Raw genomic sequence first — 14,349 nt, 5'->3', positions numbered from 1 at the left:
CAGGCGCTATGGCCATCTCCTGATTGCGAAGGAGTGGCCATGGCCGACGACGATTACGTCTATGACGAGGCCACGGGCGAGTGGCGCCCGGCTTCGGAGGTTGCGGCTGCGGCCGCCGCTGCGGCGCGCGTCGAGGTGCGGGACGCCGCCGGCAATATCCTCGCCGACGGCGATTCCGTCGTCCTGGTCAAGGACCTCAAGGTCAAGGGCGCGGGCCAGACCCTCAAGCAGGGCACGGTGATCCGCTTGATCCGGCTGACCGAGGACCCCGAGGAGATCGATTGCCGTCACGACACGATCCGCGGCCTGGTGCTGCGGACCGAATTCGTGCGCAAGCGCTGAGGCCGGCCGGAATGACGACGATCCGTGCCGCGACGCCCGCCGATCAGCCGCGCATCGACGCGATCCGGATGGGCGTGCGCGAGAACGTCCTCAGCGATCCCGCGAAGGTCACGCCTGAGGAGGTCTGCTGGTATCGCGAGCACGCGATCTTCCTGGTGGCCGAGGAGGCTGGCGAGGTTGTCGCCTTCGCCTGCGCCAACCACCAGACCGGCTTCATCTGGGCGCTGTTCGTCGATCCGAGCCATGAAGGGCGGGGCCATGGCCGGGCGCTGCTGGACGAGGCGCTGGCCCGCCTGAAGGGCGCGGGCCATGCCCAGGCCTGGCTGACGACGGGAGCAGGGACGCGGGCCGAGCGCTTCTACCGCCGGCATGGCTGGCACGACATGGGGCGCAGCCTCGACGGGCAGCTCGCCTTCATCAAGACGCTCGGCTGAAGCGGCGGAGGGCCGCGCCGACCGCCTGGATCCGGCTGATTCCTGACGATATACCGGTCCTTCCGGGCGGGCTGCAGGCCTGAGCCCGGAACCGATGCGCTTGATCGCTTGGCTCATGGACAGGGCACGCTCTTCGCGGAAGCGGCATCGGTTCTGGGTTCCGGGCTCTTCGCTGACGCGAAGCCCCGGAAAGACGACCCGGTCTCGTGCAAAATCAGCGCGCTCTAATGAACGACGGGGACCCGCGTGGCGATCATTCCGTCGAATACCCGGAGCCGATTGTAGCCGGCGGCCCTCGCGACGTAGAGAGCTGCATCCGCCTCGGCGAAGAGCTTCTTCGGATCGTGACGATGGCTCGGCTTCATCATGGTGGCCCCGATGGAGACGCCGATACCGATGGCCGGCCCCCGTTGCGGCACCGGCCGGGCCAGCAGGCTATGGGCGGCCTGAAGCGTCGCGGCAAGCGAACCGGCACCGGCGGGCGCCTGCAGCAGCAAGGCGAATTCGCTGCCCCCGATGCGTGAGACGAGGACGGCGTCCGGGAAGAGCCGGCCGAGGCGCTCGCCGATGCAGCGCAGGCAGGCCTGCGCGCCGGCGAAATCGTGCTGGTCGCGAATGGCCTCGAAATCATCGATGGAGATCACCGCCAGGGCGAAACCGTGGGAACTGCCCGCATGGCGGCTGAGTTCGCGCAGCGCGTCCTCGAAGGCGCGCCGGTTGGCGAGCCCGGTCAGCGGATCGTTGCCGACCAGCGTGACCAGCCCGTCCCACATCGCCTTCTCGGCGGTGACGTCCTGCTTGGTGCCGAAAATGTGGATCGGTCGTCCGTGCTCGTAGCCGACGCCGACGCGCAGGCGCATCCAGCGGCTCTGGCCGTTCGAGCGGATCTGGCAGTCGAGAGCGAAGCCCTTGCCGGTGCGGATGGCCTCGGCACGGTGCCGTTCCATCTCGCCGCGGCTCTGGCTCTGGTAATGGTCCAGCGTCGCCGCGCGCTGCAGCCCCGACCCGCGCCGCAGGCCGAAGAGGTCATAGACGCCCTCGCTCCAGGTCAAGACCTGACTGGAGAGGTCGCAGGCCCATGTGCCGCCGAGGCCGGCCAAGGCCCGATCGTAGAGGCGGCTCGCTGCGAGCGCTGCACTTGGATTGCCATTCAAAGGATGCCCTCGGCACGACCGAATCGCCACTACGGCTCGACGCTATGCAGGAGTGATTAAGCGTCCCTTTTCGCGACGCACAAGTTCGATGGTCATTCCCGCCGCAACGCTTCGATCGGATCGAGCCGCGCGGCCTGTCGGGCGGGGTAAAAGCCGAAGAAGACGCCGATCAGTCCGGAGACGCCGACCGCGATCAGGATCGTCTCGATCGAGACGACGGAGGGCCAGCCGGCGATGCGCGCGATCGTCAGCGCCGAGCCGATGCCGAGCGCGACGCCGACCGCGCCGCCGATTGTCGCCAGCGTCGTCGCCTCGATCAGGAACTGCGCCAGCACGTCGCGCTGGCGCGCCCCGACCGCGAGCCGCAGGCCGATCTCGCGGGTGCGCTCGGTGACCGAGACCAGCATGATGTTCATGATGCCGATGCCGCCGACGAGCAGGGACACGCCGGCGACAGCGGCCAGCAGCCAGGAGAGGGTGGTTGCGGCCTGCGTCGCGGTGTTGGCGATCTCGGTCAGGTTGCGGACGATGAAGTCGTCGTCCTGGTCGGCCATCAGCCGGTGGCGCTGGCGCAGCAGGGCGCTGGTCTGCTCGATGCCCGGCGCGATCGCGGCCTCGCTGGCGAACTTGACCATGATCGTCTGCACCGAGCGGTCGCGGGCATAGTTGCGGCCGACGATGCGGCGCCGGCCGGTGTCGAGCGGCACGAAGATGGCATCGTCCTGGTCCTGCCCGAGCGCCGACTGGCCCTTCGGCGCCATCACGCCGATGACCTTGAAGGGCACGTTGCGGATGCGGAAGGGCTGCTCCAGCGGGTTCTGCTCGCCGAAGAGGTTGCGCGCCACGGTCTGCCCGATGATCGCGACGGCCTCGCCGCGGCGCAGTTCCTCGGGCTCGAACAGCCGGCCTTCGGCCACGTCCCATTCACGGGCGGTGAAGAAGTCGAGCTCGGTCGCGGTGATCTGCGTCGACCAGTTGGTGCCGCCATAGACGGTCTGGGCGCGGGTGACGATGACGGGCGCGGCGGCGGCCACGTCGTCGACCTCCTTCGCGATCGCGACCGCATCCTCGTCGGTCAGGGTCGAGGAGGCGCCGGCACCGAGCCTGACGCCGCCCTGCGTGACGTTGCCGGACTGGATGATGGCAAGGTTGGCGCCAAGCGACTTGATCTGCGAGGTCACCCGTTCGCGCGCGCCGGAGCCGATCGCGACCATGGCGATGACGGCGGCGACGCCGATGATGATGCCGAGCATGGTCAGGGCCGAGCGCAGGGCATTGGCGCCGATGGCCGACAGCGCGGAGCGGATCGCCTCGACGATGCTCATGCGGCGGCCTCCGGTTGCAAGATCTCGGCGTCAGGCAAGATGCCGGCATCGAGCGCCGCCAGCGCGGCGCGGGCATCGGCCGGCTCTTGGCGCTGGTCACTGAGCAGATGTCCGTCGCGGAAGCGGATGACGCGGCGCGCATGCCGCGCCACCTCGGCGTCATGGGTGACGAGCACGACGGTGACGCCCTCACGGTTGAGGTCCTGGAAGAGGGCGAGGATTTCCAGTGCGGTGCGGCTGTCGAGTGCACCCGTCGGCTCGTCGGCGAGCAGCAGGCGCGGTTCGTTGACGAGCGCGCGGGCGATGGCGACGCGCTGCTGCTGGCCGCCGGACAGCTGCATCGGGCGATGATGGGCGCGCTCGGCGAGGCCGACGCGGCCGAGCGCCGCCAGCGCCCGTTCGCGGCGGACCTTACGGTCGGCGCCGGCATAGAGCATCGGCAGCTCGACATTGGCGCAGGCATCGACCCGCGGCAGCAGGTTGAACTGCTGGAAGACGAAGCCGAGCTTGCGGTTGCGCAGTTCCGCCAGCCCGTCGCCGCTCAGGCTTTCGACCGCGACGCCGTCCAGCCGGTAATGCCCGCCCGTCGGCCGGTCGAGGCAGCCGATCAGGTTCATGAAGGTCGACTTGCCGGAGCCGGACGGCCCCATCACCGCGACGAGATCGCCGGCCTCGATGGCGAGTGACACCCGGTCGAGCGCCGTGACGCGGCCGGAATCGAGGTCGTAGACGCGGGAGAGCTCGCGGGCTTCGATCAGGGGCATGGCGACTTGCCCTCCGCTGTCATTCCGGGGCGCCGCGCAGCGGCGAACCCGGAACCTACGACCGGGCGAGCATGAGCGACCGAGCGTGGCTTTGGGCTCACCCCGTCATGGGTTCCGGGTTCGGCCCGTTGGGCCGCCCCGGAATGACAGGAGAGGGCTGGTATGGCCGACATCGCGTTCAGAACAGCCGCGGGCCGCGGACCGGCGGTCCACCGGTCGTGGCGGGAGCGGTGGTCGGCCGCGGGCCGCCGCCGACCACCAACGCCTGGCCTTCCTTAACCTCGCCAGAGACGAGCTCGGTATAGGCGCCGTCCGTCGAGCCGAGCATCACCGGCACGGCCTGAGGCTGGCCATCCTCGCCGATCACGTAGACGCGCCCCGGCGTGCCCTGTTGCCGCGACGCGCCACGGCCTTCCTGCATCATCGCCTCGAATTTCGCCCGGCGCTCGGGATCGAGCACGCCGGCGATCTTCGCGAGCATCTCGGTGCGGGCGCTGCGGAAGGCGGCGCGGCGTTCCTCCTCGGACAGGCCGGCCATGGCCTCGCGGGCGCCGGCGCGGCGCTCCTCCAGCAACGTCGCGATCGCCTGCTTCTGCTCCGGCGTCGGCTGCAGCTCTGTCTCGATGCGCTCGCGGAAGGCTGCGCCTGCCGCGCCGCCGCGGCCGCCCTGGCGCGCCATCGGCGTTTGGGGGGCGGTTGCGGCCGGCGCGTTCGCGGCAGCGCCGGGCGGGCGGAAACGCAGCGCCGCATTGGCGATGCGCAGCACGTCGCGGCGGTCCTCGGTCACCACCTGGAGATTGGCGGTCATGCCGGGCAGCAGCGCCATGTCGGCGTTCTCGACGCGGATGACGCCGGTATAGGTGACGACGTTCTGGATCGTCTGCGCGCCGAGGCGCACCATCTCGACGCGGCCCTCGAAGCTGCGGTTCGGATAGGCGTTGACGGTGAAGGAAACCGGCTGCCCGGTCTTGAGCCGGCCGACATCAGCCTCGTCGACATTCGCATAGATGTCGATGATGCGCAGGTCCTGCGCGATCTGGAACAGCGTCGGCGTCGACAGCGAGGCCGCGACCGTCTGGCCGAGATCGACCTGGCGCTGGACCACGACGCCGTCCACCGGCGAGCGGATATCGGTGCGCTCGAGGTCGATCAGGATATCCCTGAGCTTGGCGTCGCGCTGCGAGATCGCGGCCTTGCCCGACTTCACCTGTCCTTCGGCGAGCAGGATGTCGGCGTCGAGCCCGGAGAGCTCGGCCTTGGCCGAGGCGATCTGCGCTTCATTTGAGGCGAGACTCGCGGTCTGGATCTCGACTTGGGTGCGGGCGGTGTCGAGATTCTGCTGCGAGCCGGTGTTGCGGTTGAAGAGCTCGTTCTGCCGGTCGAAGGTGCGCCTGGCGTCGGCGAGCTGGGCGTTCGTCCGCTCGCGCTGGGCGGCGATGTCCTTGATGGTCGATTCCGCCTTGGTGCGGGCGACGCGGGCGCGATCGAGCTGCGCCTGCTTGACTAGGAGGTCGGCCCGGGCCTGCTGAAGATCAGCCTGCGCGGCGTCGCGCCGCGTCCTGATCTGGTCGCTGTTGAGGCGGGCGACGACCTGCCCGGCCTTCACCTGCGAGTTGTAGTCGGCGAGGATCTCGACGATCTGGCCGGAAAGCTGCGAGCCGACCAGAACGGTCGTCACCGGCGTCAGCGTGCCTGTGGCGCGAACGGCGGCGGTGATCTGACCGCGGTCGACGCTCGCCATGCGATAGGCGGTTTCGGAGGCGGTGCCGCCGCTCGGCCGCAATGTCCAGTAGCCGCCTCCCAGGACGAGCGCGGCGAGTGCAGAGCCGATCAGCCAGTTGCGCAAGGGCGCCCCCATCGTCGCGCCGGCGACCACGCCGGCGTCCAACGGCGGGAGCATGCCAGAACGGAGCGCCGGCAGCGAGTTAACTTATTGCAATCTTTCGGATAGGTCCGGTTCAGCTGCCAAGGTGACTCCCCGGGCTCAGGCCGAGCGGGCGGACTGCGTCGCGGCCAGCAGATCGCGCAGCGTGGTGATGGTCGAGGCGTCGGCGACGCCGTCGACCTTGTCCTGCCGCCAGTGACGCTGGAAGGCCGCAACGACGGCCTCGAGCCGCTCGTCATAGGCGCCGTCGACCGCGATGGCGTAGCCCAGCATCGCGAACATCGCCTGGAGGGCCTCGACCGGCTGGCCGCTGTCTCCGCGGGCGAAGAAGCGGCCGCCGCGGATCGGGGCCGGCTCGCTCCAGAGGCCGACGCCGCCCTCGGCGAAGCGGCGCCACGGGAATTTCTCGCCTGGGTCGATCTTGCGGCCCGGCGCGATGTCGGAATGGGCGAGCACCCGCTCGGGCGGGATCGACCAGCGCTCGCAGATGTCGCGGCAGAGGTTCAGCGTGGCGGCGATCTGCTCTGCCGGGAAGTCGGGAAGGCCGCCGGGATGACCGGGATTGGCGATCTCGATGCCGATCGAGCAGGAGTTGATGTCGGTCTCGCCGGCCCAGTGCGAGGCGCCGGCATGCCAGGCGCGGCGGCCCTCCGGCACGAGCTGCAGCGTGTGGCCGTTCTCGAAGACGAAATAATGCGACGAAACCTGCGAGACCGGATTGCAGAGCCATTGCAGCGCTTCGCCCGCGACCGGCATGCCGGTGTAGTGCAGGATCAGCATGTCCGGCCGGCGGTTTCCGTCGCCGCTGCCGCCCCTGCGTTCGCCATGGTTCGGGGAGGGGAAGACCTTCGCCGCGAAGCGGCTGTCCGGCGTCATCGTCAGGCTCACGCGGGCTCGCTCGTCAGCCTGTTGCCGAGGCCGCGTTCCCTGGCGATCCGGTCCCAGGCCGCGTTGATGGCGGCAAGCCGGCGCGTCGCGATCAGCACCGCTTCCTCGGGCAGGCCGCGCGCGATCTCACGGTCGGGATGGTTTTCGGCGACGAGCTTGCGGTAATGGCGCTTCAGCTCGCCGTCGCTCAGCTCGCGGCTGGCGCCCAGCACGAGATAGGGGTCGTCGGCGCGACGGGCATGACGGGCCTCGATCCGCGCGAAATCGGCCTCGCCGATGCCGAAGATCGCCGCGACGTCATGCAGATAGGCGTGCTCCGCCTCATGGATCGCCCCGTCCGCGGCGGCGATCAGGAAAAGGCCGTCCAGCACGTCCTCGAGCAGGGCCGGCTCGTCGCGGAAGCTCTCGGCGATCTGCGCGGCATAGGCCTCGTAGCCGGCGCTGGTCTGCTTGGCGAGGTCGAACAGCATCTCGATGCGCCGGTGCTGCTCCGGCGGCACCTTGACGATGCGCTCGAAGGCCGCGACCTCGTCGCGGGTCACGACGCCGTCCGAGCGCGCCATCTTGGCCGAGAGCGCCACCAGCCCGGTGGTGAAGATCAGCTCGCGCGGGGCGGGGCCGAAGGGCGCTCCCTCGCGATCGATCAGCATATGGCCGGCAAGCGCGCCGACCAGCGCGCCGAGCGGGCCGCCGAGCGCAAGGCCGAGGCCCCCGCCGCCCAAAGCGCCCCAGAAGGAAGATGGCATCGTCGATACGGCTCCGAACCGCCGTGGCCGCGAAGGCCTGGGCGGACAAATCAGGTCGGCCGGACCATGGGCGCTCGGACGAGTACGCGCAACGGGCGCCTGCCTAAAAGCGTCATCCACAGCCTGCCGGATACTTTGTTCCCTGCCCCAATTGCGACAACTTGACGCATCAGCCTCCCTGAAAACGCAAATCGTTCCAATGCCGCGAGTGGAATATGGCGCAAAAGCGGCAGAGATTGCGGTGCCGGCAAACGACTTCGCGGCAGGGCGGCGGTGGCGTTCCAGTACACCGAGGATGTGCCCGAAAGCTCTATAGTCATGTATAGATTAGTTTTTTGTCGATATACCTAAGAAATCGCTTGTGCTTGCGAGAGGTCCGATTCCCTCCACATTTCGCCGTCAGTTCGCTGCGCCTCGATCACGAATTTGGGATCACGAGGATTGTCACGATCATGAAATCTACATTCGCCGGAGCCACTGCCCTGTCGCTGTTCTGCCTGAGCGGCGCAGCCTTCGCCAACGGCCTGGTCAATGACGAGACTGACGCCCGCGCCTTCATCGTCCGCGAGGCGGAGATCAAGCGGGCGAAGGAGGCCGGCGAGACGCAGGCGGCAAAGCCCGAGACGGCCGCCGCTGAGCCCGCCGAGCAAGGTCGCAAGGCCGGCCGGACGACGCGGGGCGCGCTTGCCGCTCCCGCCGGCTCGGAGGGACTCAAGGCTCTGGTCGCGAAGCATGCTGCCGCCAATGGCGTGCCCTTCGCGCTAGCCGACGCGGTGGTGCGGATCGAAAGCCGCTACAATCCGCGTGCCTCGAACGCCGGCAATTACGGCCTGATGCAGATCCGCCACCAGACCGCGCGCGGCATGGGCTATTCCGGCAGCGCCGCAGGATTGCTCGATGCCGAGACCAATGCGCGCTATGCGATGAAGTATCTGGCGGAAGCCTACCGCTTGGCCGGCGGCGACACCTGCCGCACGGTCATGAAGTACCAGAGCGGCCATATGGCGACCCGGATGAGCGGCGCGAACCGGACCTACTGCTCCAAGGTCCGCACCATCACGGCGCTGAACTGATCGTTCCCGGGACCGATCGCGCTTGACGCGCGCCGCCTGAGCGCGCATCTCCCCCTCGCCAGTCGGCCGGACGGCCGCTCCCGCTTGCGGGGGAGGAAAGTCCGGGCTCCACGGAAACACGGTGCCGGATAACGTCCGGCGGGGGCGACCCCAGGGAAAGCGCCACAGAGATCGAACCGCCGCGGGCTTACGGCCTGCGGTAAGGGTGAAAAGGTGCGGTAAGAGCGCACCGCGGACCCGGCAACGGGGACGGCATGGCAAGCCCCACCGGGAGCAAAACCGAATAGGGACGATGCTCCCCGCGCAAGCGGGGAGGGGCATGTTTTCGCGCCTTGTCGTCCGGGTTGGTTGCTCGAGGCGCGCAGCAATGCGCGTCCCAGAGGAATGGCCGTCACGTCGGGGGAGCAATTCTCCGGCCATCCAGAACCCGGCTTACAGGCCGGCTGGCAATTCTACTCCGGCGGCCCGCTGCGGCGACGGCCTGCGCTTCCGGTGCTCACGGACATCAGTCCGTTCCGCTCCGGTTCTCGACCATCGCCGCATCCGACTCGCCGGAGCGAATTGCCCCGAGCCTACCTACGCAAGAGGTCTCAGGCGACCTTCAGCTCGACGTCGATATTGCCCTTGGTCGCGTGCGAGTAGGGGCAGATGACGTGGGCCTTCTGGACGAGGTCTTCGACCTGGGCCTTGTCGAGGCCGGGCACCGAGACCGTCAGCTTCGCAGCGATGCCGAAGCCCTGGCCGTCGTCGCGCGGGCCGATGCCGACCTCGGCCGAAACCTTCGCGTCGTCCGGGATCTTGACGTTCTCCTTGCGGGCCGCGGCTTTCAGCGCGCCGAGGAAGCAGGCGGAATAGCCCATCGAGAAGAGCTGCTCGGGATTGGTGCCTTCGCCGCCGCCGCCGCCCAGCTCCTTCGGCGTATTGAGCACGAGCTTGACGTTGCCGGTATCAGTCTCGGCCTTGCCTTCGCGGCCGCCGGTAGCGGAGCCATGGGCGGTGTAGAGGATCTTCATCGGAAAACTCCTTCACTGAGGCGGGCGGGCGAGCGGTCCGGGTGATCCGGGATGGCAATCGCTGCGCCGACGAGGTTGCGTGGGTGATTTAGATCGTGCACAATCAAATTGTCAACGACCAAAATCGGAGCGTTCACGTAACGGTGATTGCGTGGCCGGCCCGGTTCTGGTTTTCCGTCGGGCGGGCGCGATCGTTCGCGGCAAGAGATCAACAGGGAAGCGATGGCGGCGAAAAAGGTTCCCGAGCGGCGCGGTCCGAGGCTGGAGGAGCAGCTCTGCTTCGCCGTCTACCAGACCGGGCATGCCTTCACCCGGCTCTACCGCGCCGTCCTCGCCGATCTCGGCCTGACCTATCCGCAATATCTGGTGATGCTCGTGCTCTGGGAGCGGGACGGCTTGCCGGTGAAGACGGTGGGGGAGAGGCTTTCGCTCGATTCAGGCACGCTGACGCCGCTGCTCAAGCGCCTCGAGGCGTCGGGCCTGATCCGGCGCGAGCGCAGCCGGGAGGATGAGCGCCAGGTCCTGCTGCATCTGACCGGGAAGGGCGAGGCACTGCGCGAGAAGGGCGGCTGTGTTCCCGAGGTGATGGGCGGCGCGATCGGCGCGGCGGTGCGGCCGGACGGTTCGCTGCTTGCCGAGCTGACGGCGCTTCGTAGAGCGCTGCTCAAAGCGGCCCGTCAGGGCTGAGCTCAAAAAATATCGAAGCGAGAGCGGCCACGATCAGGCCGGGTGCTACCCCGCATCGGCTCTGCGGGCACGGAATTGCGCGTGGTTACGGATACTTAACCTTAACGGGCTGTGATGATCCGTAGGCCCCGCTGCCACGCCTTCGAACTCCCGATTCCATTGACGCCCATCCTGACCCATGCTATCCCAAATCATCCCGTCGAAACCGGCAGGCGACAATCAAATCGGGCTCCGTGTGCCGCGCGGAATCCGGTCGGAGGATGCGCTTTGCCTGCTTCGGCGGGAGGCTTTAGTCCCGCCCGCTTCGCGGCCGGGCGGGCATGCGCAGAGCAGGCCGGGAGGCGGCGTTGACGGACCGCTTCGTCTCGAACTTCACCAACCGGCTCGACGCCAAGGGGCGGGTCTCGATCCCGTCGAGCTTCCGTGCCGTGCTGGCGAAGGACGGCTACGAGGGGCTCTACGTCCATCCGGCGCTGGATCTCACGGCCTTCGATGCCGGCGGCCACGCGCTTCGCAAGACCATCGACGATATCCTGGCGCGGTTCTCGCCCTTCTCGGAGGAGTGGGAATCGCTGTCGACGGCGCTGAACGGCACCTCCGAGGTGCTGAAGGTCGATCCGGAGGGGCGCATCATGCTGAGCGAGGCGCTGCGGGCGCATACGGGCATCGCCGATGCGGTGACCTTCGTCGGTCATGGCCACAAGTTTCAGCTCTGGGAGCCGTCACGGTTCCAGGCCCATCTCGATGCGGCCCGGGCGCGGCTGCGCGACGTCAAGCGCGCGTTGAGCTCGCAGTCGCTGCCGTCCGTCGCGGGAGCGCCTGGCGCATGAGCGGGCAGGGCGAGCAGGAGAACGGCAGGGCAGGGGCGGCCGACGCGCCGCATGTTCCCGTGCTGCTGGCCGAGGTGCTGGAGGCGCTCGCGCTGAAGCCGGGCGGGCGCTATCTCGACGGGACCTTCGGCGCCGGCGGCTACTCCCGCGCCATGCTGGAAGCCGCTCCCGGCGCGACGCTGCTCGCACTCGACCGCGATCCGACCGCGATCGCCGGCGGGGCCGGTCTCGTCGCGGCGATGGCGGGGCGTCTGACGCTTGCCCAGTCGCGCTTCAGCGAACTCGCCGCCGAGGCGGAGCGGTTCGCGATGGCGCCGCTCGACGGCATCGTGCTCGACATAGGCGTCTCGTCCATGCAGATCGACCAGGCGGAGCGCGGCTTCTCGTTCCGCTTCGACGGGCCGCTCGACATGCGCATGGGCCGCGAGGGTCAGAGCGCCGCCGACCTTCTCAACGAGGGCGAGGAGGGGTTGCTCGCCGACATCTTCTATCATTATGGCGAGGAACGCCGCTCTCGGGCTGTTGCGCGCGCCGTCATCGAGGCCAGGCGCAAGGCGCCGCTGACGACGACCAAGCAGCTTGCCGATCTCGTCGCCGGCATCGTCTGGGCCGAGCCCGGCGGGCCGCATCCGGCGACGCGCGTGTTCCAGGCGCTGCGCATCGCGGTCAATGACGAACTCGGCGAGCTGGTGGCGGCGCTGCATGCGGCCGAGGCCGTGCTGGTGCCGGGCGGGCGGCTCGTCGTCGTGACCTTCCATTCGCTGGAGGACCGCATCGTCAAGCAGTTCCTCGCAGAGCGCGCCGGGCGGGCGCCGGCCGGCTCGCGCCATGCGCCGGCGGTCAGCATGGCGCAGCCGACCTTCAGCTTGGTCAACCGGGGTCCGATCACCGCCTCGGAAGCGGAGATGCGCGCCAATTCGCGGGCGCGATCGGCCAAGCTTCGCGCCGCAGAGCGCAACGCCGCACCGGCACGGCCGGCCGAGCCCGGCCTTGTCGCGCTCGCCGGCATTCCCGCGTCCCAGCCCCGCCGGAGGCATCGAGCATGATCAAGCTGCTCCACGTCGTCGCCATCGGCGCGCTGGTCTCCTCGGCGCTCTATGCCTACACGATCAAATACGAGACCACGCTCGAGGCCGAGCAACTCCAGAAGACCCGGATGAAGGCGCAGCGCGAGCGCGACGCCATCGCGGTGCTCAAGGCCGAGTGGCAGTTCCTGAACCGGCCCGACCGCCTGCAGGCGCTGGCCGACCGCCATCTCGACCTGCAGCCCTTCTCGGTGACGCAGGTGGTCCGCTTCTCCGACATTCCCAATCGCGGACCGAAGGTCGACGCCATCGGTCGCAAGCTCGAGGATCTCGGGCTCGTTCCCACCGAGACACCGCGGGACCGCAAGGCCAGCGCCACCACGCCGGGAGGCCGTCCATGAAGCGCTCCATCAGCGAGGAAGCGGCCGAGGCCGGCCAGCCCGAGGGCAAGGCCGCCCCCCGGAGCCGCCTCGCCTTGCTGCGCGACATCTTCCGCATGAGCGGCGAGAAGAGCCAGCCGCGCGTCGGGCTCGTGATCCTCGGCTTCTCGGTTCTGTTCCTGGCCATCACGGCGCGGCTCGTGATGCTGGCGGCCTTGCCCAACGAGCAGGTCGGCCTGCGCCGTGCCACCTCCAACGCGATCTCCTCGGCCAGGCCGGACATCGTCGACCGGAACGGCGAAGTGCTCGCCACCGACGTCCGCAGCGTCTCGGTTTTCGCTGAGCCGCGCAGGATCCTCGACAAGGACGAGGCGACGGAGCTGCTCACCGCCGTCCTGCCGGACCTCGACGCCAGGGACCTGCGCGACAAGCTCGGCACCAAGCGGGGCTTCGTCTGGGTCAAGCGCGAGATCACGCCGCGCCAGCAGGCCGAGGTGCATCGCCTCGGCATTCCCGGCGTCGGCTTCGTGCCCGAGAACAAGCGGGTCTATCCCAACGGCACGGCCGCCGCCCATGTGCTCGGCTTCGCCAATGTCGACAATGTCGGCATCGCCGGCATCGAGAAATTCATCGACTCGCAAGGGTTGCAGGACCTGAACGGGGCGGGCCTCGCGACGCAGGCCTCGGACCTCAAGCCGATGGCGCTGTCGATCGACCTGCGTGTCCAGCACGCACTGCGCGACGAACTTGCCAAGGGCCTCGAGAAATACCGGGCGATCGCGGCCGCGGGTGCGATCATGGACGTCAATACCGGTGAGATGATCGCGCTGGTCTCGCTGCCCGATTTCGACCCGGGCAACCCGGTCGATGCGCTCGAGAAGGACCGCATCAACCGGATGAGTGTCGGCGTCTACGAAATGGGCTCGACCTTCAAGGCGCTGACCGTCGCGATGGCGCTGGATTCCGGCAAGGCCAACATCAATTCGACCTATTCGACCGCCGGCGGCATGATGCGCTTTGGCCGGCAGGTCATCAGGGAATACCATGGCACCGGCCGGACCCTGACGGTGCCCGAGGTCTTCCTGCATTCGTCGAACATGGGCTCGATCAAGATGGCCCTGTCGGTCGGCGTCGAGGGCCACAAGGCCTTCCTCAAGAAGATGATGCAGCTCGACCGGATGACGACGGAGTTGCCCGAAAGTGCGGCCCCGATCGTGCCGGGCCGCTGGGGCGAGATCAACACGGCGACGATCGCCTTCGGCCACGGCCTCGCGGTGGCGCCGCTTCAGGCGCTGGCGGCCGTCGGTGCGCTGGTCAATGGCGGCACGCTGATCACGCCGACCTTCCTGAAGCGTTCGGAGGAAGAGGCGAGGAAGAGCGGCGTCAGGGTGATAAAGCCCGAGACCTCCGAGGCGATGCGCTTCATCATGCGGCTGAACGGCGAGAGGGGGTCGGCCCGCAAGGCCGATGTCGCGGGCTATTTCGTCGGCGGCAAGACCGGCACCGCCGAGAAGGTCATCAACGGGCGCTACGCCAAGAACAAGAATTTTACGACCTTTACGGCCATCGCGCCCTCCGACAAGCCGAGATACCTGTTCCTTGCCATCTATGACGAACCTAAGGGCTATGCCGAGAGTGGCGGCTATTCGACGGCGGCCTGGAACGCCGGCATCACGACGGGCAAGGTGATCGAGCGCACTGCGCCGCTGCTCGGCCTGCCGCCGCGCTTCGAGCCGCCGGTCGCGCCGTTCCCGCTGATGGCGCGGGTCGGGGCCTGGGGCACGCGCTGAGGCCAGCGTCGTG

15 protein-coding genes and 1 other RNA gene are annotated in these 14,349 nt (G+C 68.6%); 9 read left to right on the top strand and 7 right to left on the bottom strand.

What is annotated here, in order from left to right:
- The first annotated feature begins 39 nt into the window (after window positions 1–39).
- Together ASE63_RS23140 and ASE63_RS23135 are read left to right on the top strand one after the other, a co-directional pair.
- Window positions 40–342 (top strand): alkylphosphonate utilization protein, encoded by a 303-nt coding sequence (locus tag ASE63_RS23140; RefSeq protein WP_156410559.1) that lies wholly within the window; start codon window positions 40–42, stop codon window positions 340–342.
- Between the two features lie 11 nt (window positions 343–353).
- Window positions 354–776, top strand: a complete 423-nt coding sequence (locus ASE63_RS23135; RefSeq protein WP_056807251.1) for a GNAT family N-acetyltransferase — start codon at window positions 354–356, stop codon at window positions 774–776.
- 224 nt (window positions 777–1,000) lie between these two features.
- Here the strand turns inward: ASE63_RS23135 and ASE63_RS23130 are convergent, their stop codons facing one another.
- The 6 genes from ASE63_RS23130 to ASE63_RS23105 form a co-directional block, all read right to left on the bottom strand.
- Window positions 1,001–1,876 (bottom strand): sensor domain-containing diguanylate cyclase, encoded by an 876-nt coding sequence (locus ASE63_RS23130; RefSeq protein ID WP_056807247.1) that lies wholly within the window; start codon window positions 1,874–1,876, stop codon window positions 1,001–1,003.
- A gap of 146 nt (window positions 1,877–2,022) precedes the next feature.
- Window positions 2,023–3,255 (bottom strand): ABC transporter permease, encoded by a 1,233-nt coding sequence (locus tag ASE63_RS23125; protein ID WP_056807245.1) that lies wholly within the window; start codon window positions 3,253–3,255, stop codon window positions 2,023–2,025.
- A complete protein-coding gene (locus ASE63_RS23120; protein WP_056807243.1) occupies window positions 3,252–4,019 on the bottom strand; it encodes an ABC transporter ATP-binding protein in 768 nt (255 codons plus the stop codon). Before ASE63_RS23120 ends, ASE63_RS23125 begins: the two co-directional genes overlap by 4 nt.
- 178 nt (window positions 4,020–4,197) lie before the next feature.
- Window positions 4,198–5,919, bottom strand: coding sequence for an efflux RND transporter periplasmic adaptor subunit (locus ASE63_RS23115; protein ID WP_056807239.1), 1,722 nt, complete (start codon window positions 5,917–5,919; stop codon window positions 4,198–4,200).
- An 84-nt stretch (window positions 5,920–6,003) separates the two neighbouring features.
- A complete protein-coding gene (locus ASE63_RS23110; protein ID WP_056807527.1) occupies window positions 6,004–6,780 on the bottom strand; it encodes an N-acetylmuramoyl-L-alanine amidase in 777 nt (258 codons plus the stop codon).
- An 8-nt stretch (window positions 6,781–6,788) separates the two neighbouring features.
- Window positions 6,789–7,538: a DnaJ family molecular chaperone gene (locus ASE63_RS23105; protein ID WP_056807235.1), complete on the bottom strand. Its 750-nt coding sequence runs from the start codon at window positions 7,536–7,538 to the stop codon at window positions 6,789–6,791.
- A 452-nt stretch (window positions 7,539–7,990) separates the two neighbouring features.
- Between ASE63_RS23105 and ASE63_RS23100 the strand changes: the two genes are divergently transcribed.
- Both ASE63_RS23100 and rnpB read left to right on the top strand, forming a co-directional pair.
- Complete coding sequence (locus ASE63_RS23100) at window positions 7,991–8,611, top strand: lytic transglycosylase domain-containing protein (protein WP_056807232.1); 621 nt, start codon at window positions 7,991–7,993, stop codon at window positions 8,609–8,611.
- A 58-nt stretch (window positions 8,612–8,669) separates the two neighbouring features.
- Window positions 8,670–9,062, top strand: an RNA gene (rnpB, locus tag ASE63_RS23415) — RNase P RNA component class A.
- 139 nt (window positions 9,063–9,201) lie between these two features.
- On the opposite strand, the gene ASE63_RS23095 is transcribed toward rnpB, so the two are convergent.
- On the bottom strand, window positions 9,202–9,624 hold the full coding sequence (locus ASE63_RS23095) for an organic hydroperoxide resistance protein (protein WP_056807229.1): 423 nt from the start codon (window positions 9,622–9,624) through the stop codon (window positions 9,202–9,204).
- 222 nt (window positions 9,625–9,846) lie between these two features.
- Between ASE63_RS23095 and ASE63_RS23090 the strand changes: the two genes are divergently transcribed.
- The 5 genes from ASE63_RS23090 (at window position 9,847) to ASE63_RS23070 (ending at window position 14,336) form a co-directional block, all read left to right on the top strand.
- Window positions 9,847–10,311 (top strand): MarR family transcriptional regulator, encoded by a 465-nt coding sequence (locus ASE63_RS23090; RefSeq protein WP_056807225.1) that lies wholly within the window; start codon window positions 9,847–9,849, stop codon window positions 10,309–10,311.
- Window positions 10,312–10,658: 347 nt separating this feature from the next.
- Entirely contained in the window at window positions 10,659–11,141 is a 483-nt protein-coding gene (locus ASE63_RS23085; protein WP_244491547.1) for a division/cell wall cluster transcriptional repressor MraZ, read from the top strand.
- Window positions 11,138–12,187 (top strand): 16S rRNA (cytosine(1402)-N(4))-methyltransferase RsmH, encoded by a 1,050-nt coding sequence (gene rsmH / locus ASE63_RS23080; protein WP_056807221.1) that lies wholly within the window; start codon window positions 11,138–11,140, stop codon window positions 12,185–12,187. Before ASE63_RS23085 ends, rsmH begins: the two co-directional genes overlap by 4 nt.
- A complete protein-coding gene (locus ASE63_RS23075; RefSeq protein WP_056807216.1) occupies window positions 12,184–12,567 on the top strand; it encodes a hypothetical protein in 384 nt (127 codons plus the stop codon). The genes rsmH and ASE63_RS23075 overlap by 4 nt, the downstream gene beginning before the upstream one ends.
- Entirely contained in the window at window positions 12,564–14,336 is a 1,773-nt protein-coding gene (locus tag ASE63_RS23070) for a penicillin-binding protein 2 (RefSeq protein ID WP_082610214.1), read from the top strand. The genes ASE63_RS23075 and ASE63_RS23070 overlap by 4 nt, the downstream gene beginning before the upstream one ends.
- The last annotated feature ends 13 nt before the right edge of the window (window positions 14,337–14,349 follow it).

Source organism: Allobosea sp. Root381 (assembly GCF_001429395.1).
GTDB lineage: Bacteria > Pseudomonadota > Alphaproteobacteria > Rhizobiales > Beijerinckiaceae > Allobosea.
The sequence above is the reverse complement of the archived record's forward strand: the minus strand, read 5'-3'. Positions and strand labels throughout refer to the sequence as shown.